Source organism: Agrobacterium sp. LR_9, from assembly GCF_041954855.1.
GTDB classification, from domain to species: Bacteria; Pseudomonadota; Alphaproteobacteria; order Rhizobiales; family Rhizobiaceae; genus Agrobacterium; species Agrobacterium leguminum.
Genome location: NZ_JAVAYA010000010.1, coordinates 77,800 through 99,830 on the forward strand (window position 1 = coordinate 77,800; position 22,031 = coordinate 99,830).

A 22,031-nucleotide genomic window follows, 5' to 3' on the forward strand; every position below is an offset into this window, starting at 1 on the left:
GTCATACCTTCTTTCTGAGAGATGCGAAGTAGCTCGAAAACAGGCCGCGCGCCGCCATGACGACAATCATCAGCACGCCCCAGAGCGCCGTTGCCAGATGCTGGTTGGCGCCGAGAAGATTGAGGCCGGACGACAGGAGCTGCAAAACGATGAGCGCGACGAAGACGGGCAGCACCCGACCGAAACCGCCGAACGGATTGATGCCGCCGAGAAAGGCCGCCAGCACCGTGATCAGCAGATAGGATTCCCCGTGGCCGACACGGACGGAGTTGAAACGGGCAAGCATGATGATGCCGGCAACCGCACACATCAGGCCCGAGAGCGTGTAGACGAGAACCTGAATCTTGCGCGTATTGAGACCGGAATAACGCGCGGCTTCGATGTTCGAGCCGATCATCAACAGGCCGAAGCCGAGCTTGGTTCGTGTCAGCAGCACATGCCAGAGGCCGACGCAGACGATGAATATCAGAAGCGGGATCGGCAGACCGAGAAGCGTGCCGTGACCGAGCGGCGCCATATAGGCGGGGAAACCGGAAACGTCTCCGCCACGGGTGAGAAACTCGCCAAGGCCGCGCAGGAAAATCATCATCGACAACGTCACCAGAATGGGGTGCGCGCGGGTGTAGGCAATCGCCGCCCCCGTCATCGCGCCGGCAGCACCGCCGGTGACAAGTGCGACAAGGCAGGCGAACAGGAAGGCACTCGGCGGCGCATCCACCCCGCCATGAGCCTGCAACACCCAGGCTGCGGCGAGACCCGACAGATTGGCTGCGAAGGTAACGGACAGATTGATGCCGCCCGTCAGCAGCGGCAACAGCATCGCCAGTGTCAGCAGGCCGAGTTCCGGCAGCTGGAAGGCAACCGAACCGAATGTCGCGAGCGAGAGAAAGTTATCGGCAAAGGTTCCGAAGATGAGCATAACCGCAATAAAGGCAATCACCGGCCCGGCCATGTCGGCACCGAAAATCGCGTTGAATTTCCGAACGAGACTGTTCATCGCTGTGCGCTCCCCTTTTTCGTGGATGTGCGAAGCGCACTCGGCAAAAGCTTGTCGAAGCGGGTGGAAGAGAGCGTGATGGCGATGAGGATGATGGCCCCCACGATCATCTTGAAGGCAAAGGGAGAAACGCCCATCAGGTTGAGACCGTTCTGGGTGATCGACACCATCAGCACCCCGAGCACGCAGCCGATGACCGACCCCTTGCCGCCACCGAGCCGGGCACCGCCGAGGACGGTGGCGGCAAGAACATCCAGCTCGCGGCCATAAAGCGCGTTCGGCACCACCTCCTGCGCGTAATGCGCCTGCATGAGCCCGGCAATGCCCGCCATCAGGCCGAGCCAGCCGAAGGAAATATAGTGCATGGCGCCGATATTGATGCCGAAGCGGCGTGCGCCTTCAGGATTGTCACCAAAGGCGTAGAGCTTGCGACCGACGGTAGTGCGCGAAATCATGAACCAGGTGGCAAAGCAGCAGAGGATCATGACCACGACGGGTAGCGTCAGCTCTACCCAGGAACCATCGGACATCTCGCGCTCGTAAAACACCACGCGCGTGGACAGCCATTCCGGCAGATCGTAGATCGACACGCCCTTGGTGAAGAACATCAACAGCCCGAAGAAGATGTTGAAGGTGGAGATGGTCGCGACGATGGAAATGATATTGAGCCGCCAGACGAGGAAGGCGTTGACGAAACCGAGACTAAGGCCAACCGCGCCGGCGATGATGAAACCTTCCGCCCAGTTGCCGCCGCCGAGCGCATTGAGCGCCAGCACCGTGACATATTGGACGACGGAGGCCGCGACCGCGAAGGAAATGTCGATACCGCCCGAGATCAGCACCACAAGCAGGCCGACCGCAAAGATGATGTTGACCGCCGAGACATTCAGCACATCGAAGGCGTTGGAAATGGTGAGGAACCGGTCGGTGGCAAAAGACAGTCCCGTGCAGAGCAGCACCATGACGACCAGCAGCGTGAATTCGGTTGTATGTCCGAGGATGAGCCTACGCATAGATGGCGGACTCCAGTTCGGTCAGCGACAGCCGTCGCGGATCATAGGTGGCGTGGAACCGGCCTTCGACCATGTGGATGACCCTGTCTGTATTGAAATAAACTTCCGGGGCTTCGTCGGAGATCACGATGATCGAGAGACCTTCTGCGGCGAGCTTGCGGACGATTTCGAAGATGCCGGCGCGGGCGCCGACATCGACCCCCACGGTCGGCGCGTCGAGGATGAGGATTTTCGGCCCGATTGCCAGCCACTTGGCAATTGCCACGCGCTGCTGGTTGCCGCCCGAAAGCGTGCGGATCGGATCTTCGGGCAGGCCGATCTTCACCCCGAGCGCCGAAATCCACCGGGAAACGACATCCGCCTTTTTAGAGGGTGAGATGAGGCCGCCGCTCAGCAGCCGGTCGAGCGAGGCCATGACGAGATTGTCGGCAATGGATTGCGGCTGGTTGAGACCGAGCGATAGCCGGTCTTCGGAAAGATAGGCGACGCCCGCCCGGATCGCATCGCGGTTGGAATGAAAATCCACCCTCTTGCCGTCAATCAGGATTTCACCCGATTGCGGCCGATGCATGCCGAACAGCGTCAAAGCCAGTTCCGTGCGGCCGGCTCCCAAGAGGCCGGTTATGCCAAGCGTTTCGCCCCGCCGCAGATCGAACGAAACGTCCACGAACTCGCCGGCCCGGCTCAGCCCGCGCACCGAGAGAACGACGGGCTTGTCATCGTGATCGGCGGCGATGACGGCGTTGTCGAAATTGCGGCCGGTCATCAGCTCGGTCACCCGTGACTGGGTCATGCCTTCAACGGGAAAGACACCGACAAGCGAGCCGTCTCGCAGCACGGTGATGCGGTCTGAAATCTCAAGTACTTCCGCAAGGCGATGCGAGACGAAGACAACCGCGACACCTGAGGCCGACAGGTTGCGGACGATGTCGATCAGGTAATCCGTTTCAGACTGCGTGAGCGACGCGGTCGGTTCGTCCATGAAAACGAGCCGCGCTTCCCCGACCAGTGCGCGGGCAATCGCCACGATCTGACGCTGGGCGATGGGCAGTTCCTTGAGCGGCTTATCAAGATCGATCTCGACGCCGAGCCGGGCCAGCGCCTTTTCGGCCGCCTGCTCGATGGCGCGCTTGTCGACCAGCCCATATTTTCCATTCACCGCGTACTGGAAGCCGATATTCTCAGCCACCGTCATTTCATCGAAAAGCGCCAGATCCTGCCAGATCACCTGGATGCCAAGCGATTGCGCAAGCGTCGGGGTCATCGCAGCGATGGATTTGCCGTCGAAATAGAGCTCGGCGTCACTCTCGGGCGTGTAAACGCCTGTGATGACCTTGATCAGCGTGCTTTTACCGCAGCCGTTTTCACCGGCAAGGCAATGCACTTCACCCGGATTGACCTCGAAAGAAACACCTTTCAGCGCGCGGACGCCGCCGAAGGTGACTTTGACATTTTTGAGGGACAGGAGCGGTTCTGCGCTCATGATAACGTAAATCTCCTTCGCCGCGGCAGCATTGCAGACGTGGCGCTCGGCATGTTTTCCAGATGGGACGTCGCGCGCGTATTACACCCGCGCGACGCCCTTGGCCTTGGGGAGGATCAGAGGCCCATGGAAACGAGCTTGTCGATGCTTTCCTTGTCGATCTTCAAAAGCTGGTCGACGACGATGGTGTTGCCCTCGGGATTGATGGTGCCGAGACCTTCGATAGTGTCGCCGGCCTTGGGTGTCTCGCCCTTGGCGATACGGTCGGCGAGGGTGATGAAGACTTCACCGGCCTGTTTCGGGTTCCACATGAAGCCGCCCGTCAGCGCGCCTGATTTGATCAGCTTGGCGCCCTGCCCCGGAGAGAACGGGCCGATGACGAAGACCTTGCCATCCTTGCGCCGCTCTTCGACGGCACGCCCGGCACCGATCGGCCCCTGCGAACCGAAGGCGAGGAAACCGCTCAGGTCAGCATTGGCGGACATCAGGTCAAGCGCCGTCGAACGGCTCTTGTCGAGATCTTCGGCGACACCGTAGCGATCGCCGACGAGCTTCATGTCCGGATAATTGGCCTTGATGTAAGCGATGGCGGCATCCGCCCAGGCATTATGAAGCGGAACCGTAAGCGAACCGACGAAGACGGCATAGGAGCCCTTGCCGCCCATCTTTTCCGCCAAGAGCTTGCCATGCGCTTCGCCGAAACCCTTGGCGGATGCCAGTTCGAAATCCCAGTCAGCGCCGAGCTGCTTGGGCGATTCATGGGTGATGACCTTGATACCAGCGGCCTGGGCCTTTTTCAGCACCGGCTCCAGCACCTTCGCATCATTCGGCACAACGCCGATGAAATCGACCTTCTGGGCGATCAGGTCTTCGATGGCGCGGACCTGCAGGGCGGGATCGGCGCTGGTCGGGCCGACCATGAAACCGTCGACACCGAGCTTCTTGCTCTGTTCCTTGATACCGGCCTCCATGGCGTTGAACCACGGAATGCCGCCGATCTTGACGACGACGCCCACCTTCGGCCCTTCGGCAAAGGCGGTGGACGAGAGCAACGCGAGCGACAGGCCGACCGCTGCAGCAATAATTTTCTTCATGATGTTCCTCCTCAAAAAATCGGCAAACGAAACCCGCCGCAGCCATTTTTTATCTGGCGCGTTCAAAATTTCTCATCTCGCTTATTCGAGACTCTCCCTTGCCACTCCCACAGCAGCCATCCTGCACAATCGATATTGCCAATGTGCACAATCGATGGTGCAATAACCATAACATGAAGCGCCCTTCCGTCAAGGGGATGTGTACTCTAATAATTGGAATCAGTTGGGGAGGTCGCAGTGACGGGTATAAGTTCCAAGAAAGCCACCATTTATGACTTGTCGATATTGTCGGGTGCATCAGCCTCGACAGTGAGCGCCGTGTTGAACGGATCGTGGCGCAAACGGCGGATTTCGGAGGAGACTGCCGACAAGATTCTCTCGCTCGCCAAGGCGCATCGCTACACCACCAACCTGCAGGCCCGCGGCCTGAGGAGTTCAAAATCCGGTCTCATCGGGCTTCTGGTGCCCATTTATGACAACCGGTTCTTTTCATCCATGGCGCAGACATTCGAGGGGCAGGCCCGCAAACGCGGCCTGTCGCCCATGGTGGTCTCCGGGCGGCGCGATCCCGAGGAAGAACGCCGCACCGTGGAGACCCTGATCGCCTATTCCATCGATGCCCTCTTCATTGCAGGCGCGACCGATCCTGACGGCGTGCACCAGGTCTGCGCCCGCGCAGCACTGCCGCATGTCAATATCGACCTTCCCGGCAAATTCGTACCCTCGGTCATTTCCGACAACAGGCACGGTGCGGAGATACTGACATCGGCGATCCTTGCCCATGCGGAAAAAGGCGGGCCTCTCGGCCCTGACGATGTCATCCTGTTCGGCGGTCACGACGACCACGCCAGCCGCGAGCGTATCGACGGCTTCCACGCCGCCAAGGCCGCTTATTTCGGCGCGGTGAGCGGAGACGATATCGAGATCACCGGTTATTCACCGCATATGACGGAGCTGGCATTCGAACGTTTCTTCGAGCGCAGGGGCCGCCTGCCCCGCTGCTTCTTCGTCAATTCATCGATAAATTTCGAAGGCCTGCTTCGTTTCATGGGGCGTCATGATGGCGAGGCCTTCGGCGACATCGTTGTCGGCTGCTTCGACTACGACCCTTTCGCATCCTTCCTTCCCTTCCCGGTCTATATGATCAAACCCGATATCGCGCAGATGCTCGAAAAGGGTTTCGAACTGCTGGAAGAGAATCGGACCGAGCCGGAAGTCACCATCATCGAACCGAAGCTCATTCCCCCGCGAACCGCTCTCGAAGGCCCGCTCGACGACATATGGGACCCGGTTGCATTGCCTCGCATGGCGAAGTGACTGCGCGAATTCCCGCTTGACCTCAACTGCGCTTGAGGTCGTACCGATTGCATGGCGCTTCACCATTGCAACGGGATGATGATGATCGAAAAACTCATGAGGATGCTGGAAGACGGACGGGACAGTCCGCTGCTGCGCTTTTCAATCGCGAAGACTTTGACGACCGCAGGGCAATTCGAAGATGCCGCACATCATCTGCAGGAGGCCATCCGGCAGGACCCAGACTATTCGGCGGTCTGGGCCGAACTCGGAGAATGCCGCGCACGGTTGGGGGATGACGACGGCGCCATTGCGGCGTGGGTGGAAGGAATGTCGGTGGCCATCAGGCGTGGCGACATTCAGGCCAAAAGGCAGATGGAGGTCCGGCTGCGACGTTTGCGGTCGCGCGCCCCGAAGGGTGCCGGTTGATGAGACCCGCATTAGCGGTGCAACCGGTCGCGTCGTTGCCAGCGCAATCGAGCCCATGCGCAAAAAATCGCCGGAAGGTTAGCCAGATTTCATAAAACTGGCTATGATCGCCGGAAAAATCACGGGAGGCGGCTGTCGAGGGCCGGTGATTTATGGGTTTTTCGGATCACATCAAGGAAATCGAGCACGTCGGACTGGGCAGGAATACCGGCCGGGATGCGGTGGTGCTTGAATCCTGGCGACGTTGTCTCGACACCTATCAGCTTGATCCGGCCAAGGCCCGCGAAGCCGTCATCGTTTCCGAAACATGCCTGCGCGAGCATCGCCAGCGGGCTGAAGACCTCGTCCACATCGCCCGTTCCGGCCTGGAGCGGCTGTATCGGCAGGTGGCCGAGCAGAATTACGTTCTTCTTTTGTCGGATCAACAGGGGGTGACGGTCGAGTTTCTGGGCGACCCGTCATTCAACAACAATCTGCGCAAGGCCGGGCTTTACCTGGGCTCTGAATGGTCGGAGCCGCGCGCCGGCACCTGCGCCGTCGGCGCCTGCATCGCCACCGGCGAAGCACTGACGATCCATCAGACCGATCATTTTGATGTGACGCATACACCGCTTTCCTGCACCGCAGCACCGATCTACGATACCCAGGGCGCGCTCACTGCTGTACTCGATATTTCACTTCTGAGTTCCCCCGTCCTTAAGACCAGCCAGAACATGGCGCGCCATCTGGTTTCCTCGACCGTGCGAAGGATCGAACTGGCAAATCTGATGGCCAGCAGCCGCCATGATCTTGTACTGCGCTTTGCGGGCGCGCCCGAATTTCTGGATGTCGACCCCGAAGCGGCCCTGTCCGTCGATGGCTCCGGCCGGATAACGGGCATGACGCATGCCGCCGCACGCCTTCTCGCCGCATCGCGCGGGCTTGACTGGCGCTTGCCCGAGCGCCTTCTCGGGGAGCGGGTAGAGGAGTTTTTCGAGGCCGGCTTTGACGAGCTTGCCTCCCTCACCCGGTCAAGCCTGCCGCAGGAGCGGCGCATCGTCGTGAAGGACGGCACGGTGCTTTATGCGCACGCGATCGAACCGCAGCAGCGCCGGTCGACCCTGCCGCTTGCCCGTCCAAAATCCCAGCCTGTGAAAGAGCTCGGCGGCGATGGGCCGACGGTTCGAAACCTCAGGCGCAAGGTGGAAAAACTGGCGCCCGCAAAACTGCCAATCCTGCTGCAGGGACAGACCGGAACCGGCAAGGAACATCTCGCCCGCATCATTCATGACGTCAGCGGCGTTTCCGGCCGCTTCGTCGCCGTCAATTGCGCCGCCATTCCCGAACAGCTGATCGAGAGCGAATTATTCGGCTATCTGCCGGGAGCCTTCACGGGTGCCTTGGCGAAAGGACGCAAGGGGCTCGTGGAAGAGGCAAAGGGCGGGACGCTTTTCCTCGACGAGATCGGCGACATGCCGTTTGCGGCACAAAGCCGCCTTTTGCGGGTGCTGGCCGAAGGCGAGATCCTGCCCGTTGGTGGCTCCACCCCCCAGAAGGTGAATTTCAGGGTGATTTCCGCATCGCACCGCCCGTTGAGCGACATGGTACGGACAGGCAATTTCCGTGAAGATCTCTACTACCGCCTGAATGCGGCCGTGCTGACCTTGCCGGCGCTTTGCGAGCGCGACGACTTCCCTTGGCTCCTCGATAGGCTTCTGGAAAAACATGGGCTGCCGGGTCGTCCCCTGACGCTCTCCAACGCCGCCCGGATGTCGATCCTTGGCCATCGCTGGCCCGGCAATATCCGCGAGCTGGACAATGCGATAGCCTTTGCCGCCGCCCTTTGTGATGACGGGGTGATTACGGCGGAAGACCTTCCCGATCATCTTGTCTCCGCAACGCCAGCCCCCATGATCGACAGTCGCGGTGCCGATCTCGGCGCGCTTCTGGCCGCCTGCAACGGCAATGTGTCGGAGGCCGCGCGCCGGCTTGGCATCGACCGCACGACCATGCACCGGCGAATGCGACGCCTCGGCATCGGAAGGCCTCACTAGAAAAAGTGAGGCATGCGCCACGGCTGTCGCGCCACAGCTGTGGCGCTGTATAAAACCGTCACTCTGGTAAACCCCCGCAATTTCGGGCTTCCGGCATGGCAAACCTTGCTGGCACGGGCATTGCACCTTCTCCGGCATCAGGAGCCATCGAGGAGAAAACATGCGCGCGCTCAGATTTCATGCAGCCAGGGACCTGCGGGTTGAAGACATTTCCGAGCCGAAACGGCCGGGACCGGGACAGGTTCTCGTCCGCAACCGGTTTGTCGGCATCTGCGGCACCGATCTGCATGAGTATAGTTACGGTCCGATCTTCATACCCACCGAACCGCATCCCTTCACCGGGGCTCACGGCCCGCAAGTTCTCGGTCACGAATTCGGCGGTGTCATAGAGGCGGTCGGCGAAGGCGTCACCTCCGTCAACGTCGGTGATCGGGTGTCGATCCAGCCGCTCATCATGCCGCGATCCGGTGACTATTTCGCTGACCGTGGCCTTTTCCATCTCAGCACACAACTCGCGCTGGTCGGTCTCAGCTGGGAAGGCGGCGGCATGGCGCAGGCAGCGCTCGTCAACGAATATAATGTCCAGAAAATTCCCGACGAGATGACGGATGAAGAGGCCGCACTCGTCGAACCCTCGGCGGTTGCCGTTTATGCCTGTGACCGTGGCGGCGTCACCGCCGGCAACAGCGTCCTGGTCACCGGCGCCGGTCCGATCGGCATGCTCACGCTTCTTGCCGCGCGCGCGGCAGGCGCTGCGCAACTTTTCGTATCGGACCTCAATGACGCTCGCCTTGAGCTTGCCTGCAGTATCGTCCCCGACGTCATCACCATCAATCCGAAGCGTGACGATGTCGGTGATGTCGTGCGCGCAGCAACGGAGGGCACGGTCGGCTGCGATGTGGCAATCGAATGCGTGGGCAATGAACATGCGCTCAAGGCCTGCGTCGATGCTGTGCGCAAACAGGGCGTTGTCGTCCAAACCGGCCTGCATCCGCATGAAAACCCGATCGACTGGTTCCAGGTGACATTCCGCGACCTGGAGATCAAGGGCTCGTGGGCCTATCCGACCCACTACTGGCCCCGGGTCATCCGGCTCATCGCCTCCGGGCTGCTGCCGGCGACGAAGATCGTTACCAGACGCATCACGCTCGATACGGCAGTGCCGGAGGGATTCGATGCCCTGCTCGACCCCGCCGGCACCCATCTGAAGATCCTGATCGATCTTTCGAGATAGCCTGTTGCCTCCGGTATGCCGGGAAGAGGAGCCCAACATACGGAGGCCACTGGCTTCAGGGGCGGCGATTCGCCGCTCCACCATCAGACCAAGCACCATGGAGGAGATAAATATGCTTGATGTCAGTCCCGCCACCAAAATCGACACCGTTCTTTCCAAGCTCGGCAATGCGCTGGAGAATGGAGACATAGACGCCACCGTCAACCTGTTTCAGGCTGATTGTTACTGGCGCGACCTCGTGACCTTTACCTGGAACCTGAAAACGCTGGAAGGGCGGGAGCAGATCCGCGACATGCTGACAAACCAGCTTTCCGCCATCAAACCCTCGGGCTTGGTGCAGGATGTGAAGGAGCAGGCCTCGGAAGGCAATGGCGTCACCCAAGGCTGGTTCGAGTTCGAGACCAAGGTTGCCCGTGGTTACGGCCATATCCGCCTGAAGGACGGGCTGATCTGGACCCTGCTCACCACCATGAGCGAACTGAAGGGCCATGAAGAGCCGAAGGGTATCCGTCGCCCGATGGGCGCGGAGCACGGCCACGACCGCAACCGCCGGACCTGGAAGGAAAAACGCGAGGCCGAAGTCGCCGAACTCGGCTATTCGGAGCAGCCCTATGTCGTCATCATCGGTGGCGGACAGGGAGGCATTGCACTTGGCGCGCGTCTTCGCCAGCTTGGTGTGCCGGCGATCATCATCGAAAAAAATGAACGGCCCGGCGACAGCTGGCGCAAGCGCTACAAATCGCTCTGCCTGCACGACCCCGTCTGGTACGACCACCTGCCCTACATTCCGTTCCCGGAAAACTGGCCCGTCTTCACGCCGAAGGACAAGATGGGTGACTGGCTGGAAATGTACACAAAAGTCATGGAGCTGAATTACTGGGGCTCCACCACCTGCAAGTCCGCCCAATATGACGAGACGACTGGCGAATGGACGGTGGTTGCCGACCGCGCCGGCAAGGAGGTCGTGCTGCGGCCGAAACAGCTGGTACTGGCGACCGGCATGTCGGGCAAGGCGAATATCCCGAAATTCCCCGGACAGGATGTCTTCAAGGGTGAGCAACAGCACTCCTCGCAGCATCCGGGTCCGGACGCCTATGCCGGCAGGAAGGTCGTAGTGATCGGCTCCAACAACTCGGCGCATGATATCTGCGCAGCGCTCTGGGAAGCGGGCGCTGACGTCACCATGCTTCAGCGGTCCTCCACCCATATCGTCAAATCGAACTCGCTGATGGATATCGGTCTCGGCGACCTCTATTCCGAGCGGGCAGTGGCAAACGGCATGACCACGCGCAAGGCCGACCTCATCTTCGCCTCCCTGCCCTACAGGATCATGCATGAATTCCAGGTTCCGGTATACGATCGCATTCGCGAACAGGACGCCGATTTTTATGCCGCGCTCGAGAAAGCCGGTTTCATGCTCGATTTCGGCGACGACGAATCCGGCCTGTTCATGAAATATCTGCGGCGTGGATCGGGTTATTACATCGATGTCGGGGCCTGTGATCTCGTGATCGACGGCTCGATCAAGCTGAAATCCGGGGTGGATGTCTCGCACCTGAGAGAGAATGCCGTGGTGCTGAAGGATGGCACGGAATTGCCTGCCGATCTGGTTGTCTATGCGACCGGCTATGGTTCGATGAATGGCTGGGCGGCCGACCTCATTTCGCGTGAGGTAGCGGACAAGGTGGGCAAATGCTGGGGCCTCGGCTCCGACACCACCAAGGATCCCGGCCCATGGGAAGGCGAGCAGCGCAACATGTGGAAGCCGACACAACAGCAGGCGCTGTGGTTCCACGGCGGCAACCTGCATCAATCGCGGCATTACTCGCAATATCTCGCGCTCCAGCTCAAGGCGAGACAGGTGGGCCTGAGAACACCCGTTTACGGCCTTCAGAAGCCGCATCATCTGTCCTGACCCGGAGGGAGTTCCGGCCCGCCTCGATAAGACGGGCCGGGCATTTTTACGACTGCGGCTTATCGGATCGCCAGAATCGATAAAGCTCAGCGACATTGCCGCTGGTCATGAGCGGCATTGCCGCCTTCAGCAGCGCCACCGGCCAGTCCCACCATTTCATCTCGAGCAGCATGGCGATGCTGTCGTCATCGAACCGCTTGCGGATCGTTTTTGCGGGATTGCCGCCGACGATGGCATAGGGTTCGACATTCTTCGTCACCAGCGCCCGCGTTCCGATCACCGCGCCATCGCCGACCGTGATGCCGGGCATGATGATCGCTTCCGAGCCTATCCAGACATCGTTGCCGATGACGGTATCGCCCGCCGGCAGATAGCCGTTGCCGGCATTCTCGAATTCCGGCACCTCCGGCATGAAGAAGAACGGGAAGGTGCTGATCCACTCGTTGCGATGGCCCTGATTGCCGGCCATGATGAAGGCGGCGCCCGAACCGATCGAGCAGAAGCTTCCGATCACCAGCCTGTCCGCGCCTTCATCCGGCAGCAGATAACGGGCGCAATCCTCAAAACTGTGGCCGTGATAATAGCCGGAATAATAGCTGTATTTCCCGACCACGAGGTTCGGGTTTCTGACCTGCTTGTCAAGCGTGATGCCCCGGAACGGGCTTTCGAAGTAATTTTCCATTGGAGTAATCTCACTGCAAATGTTCGCATTCGCTTGCCTTCAGACAAGCCGACGCCGAGCGCCAAGCCTGTCGGCTTCTCGCTCGATGCTCCTCGCGCGGCGGCGGGAGCTAGATGCAGGTGATACTCGATGCTTTTATCATTCAGTCTGGTTACCGCGAAAAGAGGCGAAGGCCAAGCCGAGACATGTCGCCAGTCTCCAATGGTCTGATCGGAGCACCGCCACCCATAAAAAACAGCGGGGATTTCTCCCCGCTGTCCACGTTCATCGGCGTTTTCAGTGCATCGCCATCGCGGAGCCTTTAGCCCAAGCACGGCGATAATCACGATTTCAGTAATGCACCGACTGGGAATCGATCGGCGTCGTCTTCGGCGGAGCGAACTTCGTCAGGTCGATGCCCTCGACGGCGGAACGATACTCCTCGATGCTCGGCGTACGGCCGAGAATGGCGGACAGCACCACGACCGGGGTCGAGGCCAGAAGCGATTCACCTTTCTTTTCGGCACTGTCTTCAACGACACGGCCCTGGAAGAGACGCGTCGAGGTTGCCAGAACCGTGTCACCCTTCGCCGCCTTTTCCTGGTTGCCCATGCACAGGTTGCAGCCCGGGCGTTCCAGATAGAGGATGTTTTCGTATTCGGTCCGGTTCGTTGTCTTCGGATTGATATCATCGAATTCGAAGCCGGAATATTTCTGCAGGATTTCCCAATCCCCTTCCGCCTTCAGCTCGTCGATGATGTTGTAGGTCGGCGCGGCAACGACGAGCGGAGCCTTGAATTCGACCTTGCCTTCGGTCTTTTCGATGTTGCGCAGCATCTGCGCGACGATCTTCACGTCGCCCTTGTGCACCATGCACGAGCCGACGAAGCCGAGATCGACCTTCTTGGTAGCGCCATAATAGGAAACCGGACGGATCGTATCGTGCGTGTAGCGCCTCGAAACGTCGTTGTTGTTGACGTCTGGATCGGCGATCATCGGTTCGTTGATGACATCGAGATCGACGACGACTTCAGCGAAATATTTCGCATTCGCGTCAGGCTTCAATGCTGGAACTTCACCGGAACGGATCTCCGCAATGCGCTGATCCGCCTTCGCAATCAGGCCTTTAAGCGTCTGTGCGGCATTGTCCATGCCCTTGTCGATCATGATCTGAATGCGCGACTTGGCGATCTCCAGCGACTCGATCAGCGTTTCGTCTTCGGAAATGCAGATCGAGGCCTTGGCCTTCATTTCGGCCGTCCAGTCGGTGAAGGTGAAAGCCTGGTCGGCAAGCAGCGTTCCGAGATGGACTTCGATGATACGGCCCTGGAACACGTTATCGCCGTGCTGCTGCAGCATCTGCGCCTGCGTTGCGTGCACAACGTCGCGGAAGTCCATGTAGGGCTGCATCGTTCCCTTGAAGGTGACCTTGACCGATTGCGGGACCGGCATGGTCGCCTCGCCCGTGGCGAGCGCAAGCGCGACGGTTCCGGAATCCGCACCGAAGGCGACGCCCTTGGACATGCGGGTGTGGCTGTCGCCGCCGATGATGATTGCCCGGTCATCAACGGTGATGTCGTTCAGCACCTTGTGGATCACGTCCGTCATGGAATGATAGACGCCCTTCGGATCACGGCCGGTGATGACGCCGAAATTGTGCATGAAGGCCATGAGCTTCGGCGTGTTGGCCTGAGCCTTCTTGTCCCAGACGGAAGCAGTGTGGCAGCCGGACTGATAGGCGCCGTCCACCAGCGGCGAAATGACGGTGGCCGCCATCGCTTCCAGTTCCTGCGCGGTCATCAGACCGGTCGTATCCTGCGAGCCGACGATGTTGACCTTGACGCGAACGTCGGAGCCGGCGTGCAACACCTTGCCAGGCGTCAGGCCAACGGCGTTGCGGTTGAAAATCTTCTCGACGGCCGTGAGGCCCTGGCCTTCGGTCGAAATTTCCTTGTTCGGTGCAAAGACAGGGGTCGCCTCGACGCCAAGCGTTTCAGCGGCAAAAGTCTGCAGCTTCTTGCCGAAGACGATGGCGTAGGAGCTGCCCGCCTTCATGAATTCCATCTTCTGGGGCGTGAAGGACGAAGCGAGGTCGACCAGCTCGGTGCCGTTTTCGTCCCGCAGCTTGCGATTCTTGGCGTCGATCTTGAGGACCGTGCCGGTCTCGACCGAATATTTCTGCTCAAGGATGGGGTTGCCGTCATTGTTGAGGATCGGCTTGCCGTCTTCACCGAGCTTCTTCACCCAGTTCTTCAGATTGATGCCGATGCCGCCCGTCACGTCGACGGTGGTGGCGAAAATCGGCGAAATGCCGTTGGTGCCCGCAACGATGGGGGCATAGTTGACGAAGGGCACGTAGGGGCTGGCCTGCTTGCCGGTCCACAGCGCCACGTTATTGACGCCAGACATGCGCGAGGAGCCAACGCCCATCGTGCCCTTTTCGGCGATCATCATCACCCGCTTGTCCGGATGCTGCTTCTGCAGCGCGACGATTTGCGCCTGCGCTTCCGGCGAGATCATACACTGGCCGTGCAGTTGGCGGTCGGAGCGCGAATGCGCCTGATTGCCGGGAGACAGGAGGTCGGTGGAAATATCGCCTTCGGCGGCGATGAAGGTGACGATCTTGATCTCGTCTTCGACATCCGGAAGCTTGGTGAAGAATTCGGCCTTGGCGTAGCTTTCCAGCACGGCCTTGGCGATGGCGTTGCCGGCCTTGTAGGCATCCCGCAGGCGGAACATGTCGGCATCGTAAAGGAAGACCTGGGTCTTCAGCACTTCACCCGCCTTGGTGGCGACTGCGGCATCGTTGCCGAGCGCGATGTCGAGCAGCACCTTGATCGACGGGCCGCCCTTCATGTGCGACAGCAGTTCCAGCGCGAAGGTCGGGGTGATCTCAGGGACGACGACGTCGCCGAGGATGATCTGCTTCAGAAACGCAGCCTTCACGCCGGCGGCGCTCGTGGTTCCCGGCAATGTGTTATAGATGAAAAACTTCAGGGCATCGGCGCGGTGTTCGCTGCCTGCATCCTTGATCAGTTCGATGATTTCGGCGGTCAACGCACCGTCATCGATCGGCTTGGGCGCGAGACCCTGTGGTTCTCTGCTTTTGATTTCAGCCAGGTAATCCAAGTAAAGGTTCATCGCAATCCCAACGTCATGATGTCTATGGAGCCGAACGCAGCGTCACCGAACGGTACTGTTGATCGGCCCGGGTTTCTATCGATTTCGAGTACGCCAACCGGGGCCGGCTGACAAGATGTCGCATTTCAGTAAAAAACTCGTGGACGGGATTTAGCGTCGATCCTGCGCTTTGCAACCACGTCGCGACACTTTTGATTGTGGCGGCCGCTGCTTTTCAGCCAGTGGTTTTTCAGCCACCCTCATTAAGGATTTATTAACCAAATCGGTACGAGTATTAGATTATTCTAATTACCCGTTATTGGCGTAATTCCATGTTGCGCATCGAAAAATCAGCAACGCAGCAGCTTGGGGAGGCAGCATGAAGTTTGCAGCATCAGGCTATTTATTATCATTTGCGGCACTGCTCCTCACGCCGGCATCGGGCGTCGCGCAGGTCGCCACGACGAATTTCAACGTCCAGATCACCATTCAGGCGGCGTGCCAGATCAATTCCGCCGGCAATCTCAATTTCGGCACCAATGGTGTGATCGGCAGCAATATCGATGCGACCAGCGATATTGTCGTGCAATGCACGGCAAGCACTCCCTTCAGCCTCGGTCTCAGCGCCGGCGCCGGCTCGGGCGCGACGGTCGCCAACCGTCTGATGACGTCGCCTGCGGGCGCGACCATTTCCTACTCGCTTTATACGACTGCGGCACATAGCACGGTTTGGGGGAACACCGTGGGAACGGACCGGCAAACGGGAACCGGTACCGGCGCGCCGCAGACATTCACTGTCTATGGGCGTGTACCTGCCCAGACGACACCCGCGGTCGGCGTCTATACCGATACGGTGACGGCCACGCTCAACTACTGATCGCCACAGGGAGGATCGCGCATGCGTGTTTTTACCTTAGCGGCTGCGTTTTTTGCCGGTTTGAGTGTTTCACCTTCACAGTCTGCCTCGCTACGGGTCGCACCCGTTCTTCTGGATCTTAAAGCGCCCACGGCGGCCTCCAGCCTCCGCATCTGGAACGATGCGAAAACCCCGATCAACGTTCAGGTCAGGATATTCCGCTGGACCCAGCAGAATGGGCAGGACGTCTATACGGCGGCGCAGGACGTCGTCGCCAGCCCGCCGATGACGCAGCTGAAGGGAGGCGCGGAAAACCTCATCCGCATCGTTCGGCTATCCAAGGCGCCGCTCAGGACCGAAGAGAGTTACCGCGTCATCGTCGACGAATTGCCGCCGGCGGGAAAACCGCAATCCGGCACGGTCAATCTGGTGGTGCGCCACTCCATACCCGTTTTCTTCTCACCCGCCTCCACAGGCGATGCGGAACCGGCCTGGAAGGTAACGCCGCAGGGCAATGGCTACCGGGTCTCGGTGTCCAATACGGGCGCTAAGCGCATAAGGATCGCCAACCTGATGCTTTCCGGTAGCAACGGGCAGGCGCTTGCCCGACAGCAGGGGCTGGTGGGATATGTGCTTGGCGGATCCGCCGCAAGCTTTGTGGTTCCGGCAACGGGCGGCAAAAAAGGCGGCGGCACGCTGAAGATTTCGGCAGACAGCGAAGGCGGCCCCGTCAATGCGACGGCGCGCGTCTCGGGCGGCTGATCTCGCCGTTTTGACGATTGCCGCTCTGACGGTCATTTCATCGGGCAATTTCTCCGTGGCGCAGGATATACCCCCTGCGGCGCAACCGGCCTCTTTTGCCGCAAAAGACGCGGGACAGTTGCAGCTCGAAGTCTACATCAACGATGTTTCGACAGAACTGATCGCCACATTTCGTCAAAACGACGCCGGATCGTTTCTCATCGAGCCGGAACAGCTCACGAATATCGGGATTTCCCCGGTTGAAAGCGCTGCCGGCGATGATGGCTGGATCGATATTTCCCGGCTGCCGGATGTGGTGGCGCGTTACGATGAAGGCACCCAGTCCATGCATTTCACCCTGCCGGTGGCGGCGCGGGCAAACAGGGTGATCGACGCCTCCGGCAAGATTGCGCAGAAGCAAGACGAGGAGACCCGGGAAAAGGCCACGAGCGATTTTGGAGGTCTGGTGAATTACACGATCTACGGTTCCTCTGGCGGTAACAAATGGTCGGATATCGCCGATTTCAACGGTGTCTCGGCCCTTTTGGAAAGCAGGGCCTTCGGTCCGCTCGGCGTGCTCTCCTCGTCGCAGGTTCTGAGCACATCGCGCCTGTCGGAGTTCGATACCCAGCGTCTCGATACCACCTGGAGCTATTCGGACGAGGACACGCTGACGAGCTATCGGGCCGGCGATCTCATCACCGGCGGGCTGAGCTGGACACGCCCGACACGGCTGGGCGGCCTGCAGATACGCCGCAATTTCGACCTGCGGCCGGATATCGTCACCATGCCGATGCCGGAATTTGCCGGCTCCGCTGCCGTGCCCTCCACCGTCGACGTCTATGTCAACAATGTCCGCCGCCTGTCGCAGGATGTTCCCGAAGGGCCGTTCTCGATCACCAATCTCCCTGTCATCAGCGGCGCGGGCAATGCGCGGCTGGTGGTGCGGGATGCGCTGGGGCGCGAAACCGTGTCCGAAACGCCCTTTTATGCTTCACCGGATCTGCTGGCGCAGGGCCTCATCGATTTTTCGGCCGAACTTGGTTTTGCCCGGCGCAATTACGGAACCTCGTCTTTCGATTACGATGACAAACCGCTGGGCTCTGCGACGCTGCGTTATGGCGTGTCGGACAGTCTGACGCTGGAAGGCCATGCGGAAGGCGGTGAGAATTTCTACAATATCGGCTTTGGCGGCGTCTTCACCCTTGGAGCGCAGGGACTGGCGGCGGTTTCGGGCACATCGAGCCGCTTTGGCGCGGAAAGCGGTTATCAGCTTTCCGCAAGCGTCGAAGCGGAATTGCTGGGGGTAAAATTTCACGCACGGTCGCAAAGGACATTCGGCGATTATCACGATATGGCCTCCGTCTCCGCCGACCTGTCCGATATCCGCACGGCATCCGGGCTGCTGAGCGCGCGGCCGCCGCGTGCCCTCGACCAGATTTCCGTTTCCACCCAGCTCGGTTTCGATGAGACCAGCCTCAATTTCTCCTATACGGAACTCGAAACCTTCGATGAAAGGCGATCCCGGCTGCTCGGCCTTTCCGCCACGCGGCCGTTCGGCGAGAACGGCAATATCTTCATCACCTCCTACAAGGACCTTGCGGACAACAAATCCTACGGCATCTTCGCAGGCCTCTCCTGGTCGTTCGGCGGCGGCGTCTCCGGCTCGGCCGGCATGTCGTCGGATGCGGATGGATATTCGCTGACGGCCGAGGTCGGAAAATCCGAAGAGCAGGCCGAGGGAAGTTATGGCTGGCGCCTGCGCGGCTCGACCGGCGGCAACGACATCGCCTCCGTTTCCGGCAGCTACCGCGGCAGCGCCGCGCGCGTTTCGGCCGGCGTCGACCAATTCAACCGCACGACACAGGCCTATGCGCAGATCGAAGGATCGATAGCGCTCGCCGGCGGCGATGTCTTTGTCGGCAACCGGATCGACGACGCTTTCGCCGTGGTGGATGCGGGCGCGCCCGGTGTCGATATCCTTTTGGAAAACCGCCCCATCGGCCAGACCAACCGCCGCGGCAAGATATTGCTTCCGAACCTGCGTTCCTATGACGTCAACAACATCACGCTCGACCCGAGCAATCTTCCGGTCGACGCCCGCATCGACCGGACGAAACAGACGGTCAGGCCGACGCAACAGGCCGGCGCGGTGGTCAATTTCAAGGTGGAAACCGAGGGTCAGGTGGCGCTGGTGACGCTGAAAGACGAGAGCGGCCAATTCATCGAAACCGGATCGACCGGCAAAATCGACGGCAAGCGCGATTTCATCGTCGGTTATGACGGACAGGCCTATCTCGACAATATCAGCAAGACGCATCGGCTCCGCATCATGCAGCCGACGAAGGGCGAATGCGAATCCCAGATCACCGTGCCTTCTGCCGGCAATTCACGCGCAACTTTCGAAACACTATGCAGGAGCATCCAATGAAGGTCCTGACCCGTACCGCCCTTGCCATCGCCGCGTTCCTCCCGGCTTCACCGGTACTGGCGCAAAGCTGCACCTTCAGCATGTCGGACATGAATTTCGGCTTCGTCAATCTTGCAAGCGGCAGCGCCGTGGACACGACGGCGACATTGTCAGTCACCTGCTCCAACCCCCTGTCGCTGGCGCTTTCCATCCGCATCTGCCCCAACATCAATGCCGGAAGCGGCGGGCAGTCGGGCGGCATCCGTCGCATGCTTCAGGGCAGCAACATCCTCAATTACCAACTCTACCAGAACTCGGCGCGGACAACCTCATGGGGATCGATCACGCAGCCCGCACTCGGCTCGCCTCCGCCAATCGATATGGCACTGCCGCTCCTGATCAACACCACGAGTCGTACGGTCTATGGCCGGATCAACGCCGGTCAGGCCTCGGCAGCGCGCGGCCTTTATCTTTCCAGCTTCGCCGGCGCGGAAACGAGCTTCACCTATACGACCTTTACCCTGCTTGCACCGAGCTGCTCTTCCGTGACCCAGAACCCCACGCAGGTGCCGTTCAACGTGTCGGCCGCCGTGGCGCCCACCTGCATCATCTCGGCCCAGAACATCGATTTCGGCAGTCACGGGGTGCTGAACACGGCAGTCAATGCGACCGGAGCGATCAATCTGACCTGCACCACCAATCTGAGCTACAGTGTGGCGCTCAATGGCGGCCTGAGCAACAGCCCGCCGGCCGCGCGCCAGATGGTGCAGGCGGGCGGATCGATAACCTATGGTCTCTACCGCGACGTGAACCGCACGAATGTCTGGGGAAGTGCGGCGGGCGAAATAGCCACCGGCACCGGAACTGGCAGCCTGCAGACATTGACCGTCTATGGCCGCGTCCCGGCGCAGAACACGCCAGCGCCGGGAAACTACTCCGATACGGTCGTCGTGACGGTGAACTACTGAGCGCCCGGACGCATCTCTGACTTCCCAAGTTCCAGCCGCCTTTCGATGCCAATGGCGGAGAGGAAAGCCTCATCGTGGCTGACCACCAGCAAGGCGCCGTCATAGGCCTGAAGGCCAGCCTCCACGGCCGCGATGGAATCGATATCCAGATGGTTGGTCGGCTCGTCGAGGATCAGCAATTGCGGAGGCTGCGGGCCTCCCAGAACACAGGCGAGACCGGCCCTGAGCATCTGCCCGCCCGAGAGCGTTGCAACGATCTGCAAGGCGGCATCGGCACGAAACATGAAGCGCGCAAGCGCGGAGCGGCAGGCATTCTCCCCGGCCTCAGGGTTAAGCCGAAGGAAGTTGTCGCGAATGGACAGGCTCGCATCGAGCAGGCTGACCTGCTGGTCGAGAAACACGGCCTTCACCCCGATATGCACCGCGCCTTCGAATGGCGGCAAGTCCCCGGTGATCACCGAAAGCAGCGTCGTTTTTCCAGACCCGTTCGGACCGGTGACGGCAACGCGTTGCGGCCCGATGATCTCGAAGGACAGGTCGCGAAGCACGGGGTGTTCGGCCTGATACCCCGCAGTCAGATTTTGCAGGCTGAGCACGGTCTTTGTCGCGTGCAGCCCGCTAGGTGGCAATGTGACACTGACGCCCTGCAGGATTTCGATCCGCTCACGCGCCGTCTTCAGGTCTTCCGTCGCCTCGGCTGTCAGGCGGCTGGCCAGATTGGCGTTGTCGCCGCTCGTCTTTTCGGCACGCCTTTTCATCGCACCGACAAGGATACGAGGCATGTCTCCCCTCGCCGCTTTTGCAGCACCCCTGCTATCACGGCGAGCCTTGCGCTCCAAGGCTTCCTGCGACCGGCGCTTGACATCCGACAGACGCTTTTCCGCATTCGCAAAGTCCTGTTCGGCGGCGGCCAGTTCCAGCGCTTTTTGTGCGCGGTAGTGGCTCCAGTTGCCGCCGTAACGGGTGGCGCCGAGCGTCGTCATTTCCACAATCGCATCGAGGGTTTCGAGAAGCTCCCGATCATGGCTGACGACGATCGCTCCGCCGCGCCAGCCCGCCAGAAAATCGGCAACGAAAATGCGTCCGTCCCGGTCGAGATTGTTGGTCGGTTCGTCGAGGATCAGGAAATCCGGCGCGGCATGAATTTGAGCCGCAAGTGCGGCCCGCGTGCGCTGTCCGCCGGATAGCGCCGAAAGCGGTGTGGAGGGTAAGGCGTCCAACCCGACCTGCGCAAGCGCCCCGGCAATTTTCTCCTCCAGCATCCAGTCGATGTCTTCAAGCTCTTCCAGAGTGGCCGTTCCCGCCTGCGCACGGGCAAGCGCCTCCAGCGCATCGCGCGCTTCGAACAGGTCGGCGACGGTCTCGTCGGACACAACCTGCACGCTCTGGCGCAGAAGATTGACGCTGCCCGATACGGAAACCGTGCCCGCGGACGGCGACAGTTCGCCGGCGATCAGTTTCAGAAGCGTCGTCTTGCCGACACCGTTACGCCCAACGAGACCGGTGCGTTCGGGTCCGAAGCGAAGATTGATGTTAGAAAAGAGCGGATGACCGTCAGGTGTCGACCACGACAGGTCCGAGAGAGTGATGGAATGCGGCATGGATATGGGTTCCCCTGATGACAAGGCGTTGCGGCTTTGTGATCGGGTGGAAATCCATGGTTCACCGTCCTGTTGGTGTTGCGCAGAACACGCCCTTACGCGAAAAAAGCGGCGTGTTCGTGGCGCGGGGTCAATGTTCGGGAAGGGAACGCCGGGAGGATACCCCCCGGCGTTTGGTTT

The 22,031-nt window shown here is 60.3% G+C and carries 16 protein-coding genes; 9 read left to right on the forward strand and 7 right to left on the reverse strand.

Annotated elements, in window-relative coordinates; all coding sequences use genetic code 11:
- Position 1: 1 nt before the first annotated feature.
- The 4 genes from RAC79_RS13620 to RAC79_RS13635 all read right to left on the reverse strand — a co-directional run bounded on the left by RAC79_RS13620 (position 2) and on the right by RAC79_RS13635 (position 4,587).
- Positions 2 to 997: an ABC transporter permease gene (locus tag RAC79_RS13620; protein ID WP_374997139.1), complete on the reverse strand. Its 996-nt coding sequence runs from the start codon at positions 995 to 997 to the stop codon at positions 2 to 4.
- Positions 994 to 2,010 carry an ABC transporter permease gene (locus RAC79_RS13625; RefSeq protein ID WP_374997140.1) on the reverse strand — a complete coding sequence of 339 codons (1,017 nt, stop codon included), beginning with the start codon at positions 2,008 to 2,010 and terminating at the stop codon, positions 994 to 996. The genes RAC79_RS13620 and RAC79_RS13625 overlap by 4 nt, the downstream gene beginning before the upstream one ends.
- Positions 2,003 to 3,493 carry a sugar ABC transporter ATP-binding protein gene (locus RAC79_RS13630; RefSeq protein WP_374997141.1) on the reverse strand — a complete coding sequence of 497 codons (1,491 nt, stop codon included), beginning with the start codon at positions 3,491 to 3,493 and terminating at the stop codon, positions 2,003 to 2,005. Before RAC79_RS13630 ends, RAC79_RS13625 begins: the two co-directional genes overlap by 8 nt.
- Positions 3,494 to 3,609: 116 nt before the next feature.
- A complete protein-coding gene (locus RAC79_RS13635; protein WP_174025129.1) occupies positions 3,610 to 4,587 on the reverse strand; it encodes a substrate-binding domain-containing protein in 978 nt (325 codons plus the stop codon).
- 237 nt (positions 4,588 to 4,824) lie between these two features.
- Here RAC79_RS13635 and RAC79_RS13640 point away from each other — a divergent pair, with 237 nt between their 5' ends.
- From RAC79_RS13640 to RAC79_RS13660, 5 genes are all read left to right on the forward strand, one after another.
- Positions 4,825 to 5,904 (forward strand): LacI family DNA-binding transcriptional regulator, encoded by a 1,080-nt coding sequence (locus tag RAC79_RS13640; protein WP_374997142.1) that lies wholly within the window; start codon positions 4,825 to 4,827, stop codon positions 5,902 to 5,904.
- A gap of 75 nt (positions 5,905 to 5,979) precedes the next feature.
- Entirely contained in the window at positions 5,980 to 6,312 is a 333-nt protein-coding gene (locus RAC79_RS13645) for a tetratricopeptide repeat protein (protein ID WP_374997143.1), read from the forward strand.
- A gap of 152 nt (positions 6,313 to 6,464) precedes the next feature.
- On the forward strand, positions 6,465 to 8,345 hold the full coding sequence (locus RAC79_RS13650; RefSeq protein ID WP_374997144.1) for a sigma-54-dependent Fis family transcriptional regulator: 1,881 nt from the start codon (positions 6,465 to 6,467) through the stop codon (positions 8,343 to 8,345).
- A 160-nt stretch (positions 8,346 to 8,505) separates the two neighbouring features.
- On the forward strand, positions 8,506 to 9,579 hold the full coding sequence (locus tag RAC79_RS13655; protein WP_374997145.1) for a 2,3-butanediol dehydrogenase: 1,074 nt from the start codon (positions 8,506 to 8,508) through the stop codon (positions 9,577 to 9,579).
- A gap of 112 nt (positions 9,580 to 9,691) precedes the next feature.
- The gene (locus tag RAC79_RS13660; protein ID WP_374997146.1) at positions 9,692 to 11,494 is read left to right on the forward strand and encodes an NAD(P)/FAD-dependent oxidoreductase; all 1,803 of its coding nucleotides are present in this window, start codon (positions 9,692 to 9,694) and stop codon (positions 11,492 to 11,494) included.
- A gap of 46 nt (positions 11,495 to 11,540) precedes the next feature.
- Here RAC79_RS13660 and catB read toward each other — a convergent pair whose 3' ends face one another.
- Positions 11,541 to 12,176, reverse strand: coding sequence for a type B chloramphenicol O-acetyltransferase (gene catB / locus RAC79_RS13665; RefSeq protein ID WP_374997147.1), 636 nt, complete (start codon positions 12,174 to 12,176; stop codon positions 11,541 to 11,543).
- Between the two features lie 330 nt (positions 12,177 to 12,506).
- Positions 12,507 to 15,296, reverse strand: a complete 2,790-nt coding sequence (locus RAC79_RS13670; RefSeq protein ID WP_374997148.1) for a bifunctional aconitate hydratase 2/2-methylisocitrate dehydratase — start codon at positions 15,294 to 15,296, stop codon at positions 12,507 to 12,509.
- A gap of 358 nt (positions 15,297 to 15,654) precedes the next feature.
- On the opposite strand from RAC79_RS13670, the gene RAC79_RS13675 reads away from it, so the two are divergent.
- From RAC79_RS13675 to RAC79_RS13690, 4 genes are read left to right on the forward strand one after another with little or no spacing between them, the layout of a single operon-like run.
- Positions 15,655 to 16,152: a spore coat U domain-containing protein gene (locus tag RAC79_RS13675; RefSeq protein WP_374997149.1), complete on the forward strand. Its 498-nt coding sequence runs from the start codon at positions 15,655 to 15,657 to the stop codon at positions 16,150 to 16,152.
- Positions 16,153 to 16,173: 21 nt separating this feature from the next.
- The gene (locus RAC79_RS13680) at positions 16,174 to 16,893 is read left to right on the forward strand and encodes a molecular chaperone (protein WP_374997150.1); all 720 of its coding nucleotides are present in this window, start codon (positions 16,174 to 16,176) and stop codon (positions 16,891 to 16,893) included.
- Positions 16,865 to 19,303, forward strand: a complete 2,439-nt coding sequence (locus tag RAC79_RS13685; RefSeq protein WP_374997151.1) for a fimbria/pilus outer membrane usher protein — start codon at positions 16,865 to 16,867, stop codon at positions 19,301 to 19,303. Before RAC79_RS13680 ends, RAC79_RS13685 begins: the two co-directional genes overlap by 29 nt.
- The gene (locus tag RAC79_RS13690; protein ID WP_374997152.1) at positions 19,300 to 20,250 is read left to right on the forward strand and encodes a spore coat U domain-containing protein; all 951 of its coding nucleotides are present in this window, start codon (positions 19,300 to 19,302) and stop codon (positions 20,248 to 20,250) included. Before RAC79_RS13685 ends, RAC79_RS13690 begins: the two co-directional genes overlap by 4 nt.
- On the opposite strand, the gene RAC79_RS13695 is transcribed toward RAC79_RS13690, so the two are convergent.
- The gene (locus RAC79_RS13695) at positions 20,244 to 21,851 is read right to left on the reverse strand and encodes an ABC-F family ATP-binding cassette domain-containing protein (protein ID WP_374997153.1); all 1,608 of its coding nucleotides are present in this window, start codon (positions 21,849 to 21,851) and stop codon (positions 20,244 to 20,246) included. The two genes, RAC79_RS13690 and RAC79_RS13695, sit on opposite strands and share 7 nt — an antisense overlap.
- Positions 21,852 to 22,031: the final 180 nt, after the last annotated feature.

Coding starts and splice junctions, on each gene's coding strand:
- RAC79_RS13620 (WP_374997139.1), bottom strand. CDS start 997: ATGAACAGTCTCGTTCGGAAATTCAACGCGATTTTCGGTGCCGACATG.
- RAC79_RS13625 (WP_374997140.1), bottom strand. CDS start 2,010: ATGCGTAGGCTCATCCTCGGACATACAACCGAATTCACGCTGCTGGTC.
- RAC79_RS13630 (WP_374997141.1), bottom strand. CDS start 3,493: ATGAGCGCAGAACCGCTCCTGTCCCTCAAAAATGTCAAAGTCACCTTC.
- RAC79_RS13635 (WP_174025129.1), bottom strand. CDS start 4,587: ATGAAGAAAATTATTGCTGCAGCGGTCGGCCTGTCGCTCGCGTTGCTC.
- RAC79_RS13645 (WP_374997143.1), top strand. CDS start 5,980: ATGATGATGATCGAAAAACTCATGAGGATGCTGGAAGACGGACGGGAC.
- RAC79_RS13650 (WP_374997144.1), top strand. CDS start 6,465: ATGGGTTTTTCGGATCACATCAAGGAAATCGAGCACGTCGGACTGGGC.
- RAC79_RS13655 (WP_374997145.1), top strand. CDS start 8,506: ATGCGCGCGCTCAGATTTCATGCAGCCAGGGACCTGCGGGTTGAAGAC.
- RAC79_RS13660 (WP_374997146.1), top strand. CDS start 9,692: ATGCTTGATGTCAGTCCCGCCACCAAAATCGACACCGTTCTTTCCAAG.
- catB (WP_374997147.1), bottom strand. CDS start 12,176: ATGGAAAATTACTTCGAAAGCCCGTTCCGGGGCATCACGCTTGACAAG.
- RAC79_RS13670 (WP_374997148.1), bottom strand. CDS start 15,296: ATGAACCTTTACTTGGATTACCTGGCTGAAATCAAAAGCAGAGAACCA.
- RAC79_RS13675 (WP_374997149.1), top strand. CDS start 15,655: ATGAAGTTTGCAGCATCAGGCTATTTATTATCATTTGCGGCACTGCTC.
- RAC79_RS13680 (WP_374997150.1), top strand. CDS start 16,174: ATGCGTGTTTTTACCTTAGCGGCTGCGTTTTTTGCCGGTTTGAGTGTT.
- RAC79_RS13685 (WP_374997151.1), top strand. CDS start 16,865: ATGCGACGGCGCGCGTCTCGGGCGGCTGATCTCGCCGTTTTGACGATT.
- RAC79_RS13690 (WP_374997152.1), top strand. CDS start 19,300: ATGAAGGTCCTGACCCGTACCGCCCTTGCCATCGCCGCGTTCCTCCCG.
- RAC79_RS13695 (WP_374997153.1), bottom strand. CDS start 21,851: ATGCCGCATTCCATCACTCTCTCGGACCTGTCGTGGTCGACACCTGAC.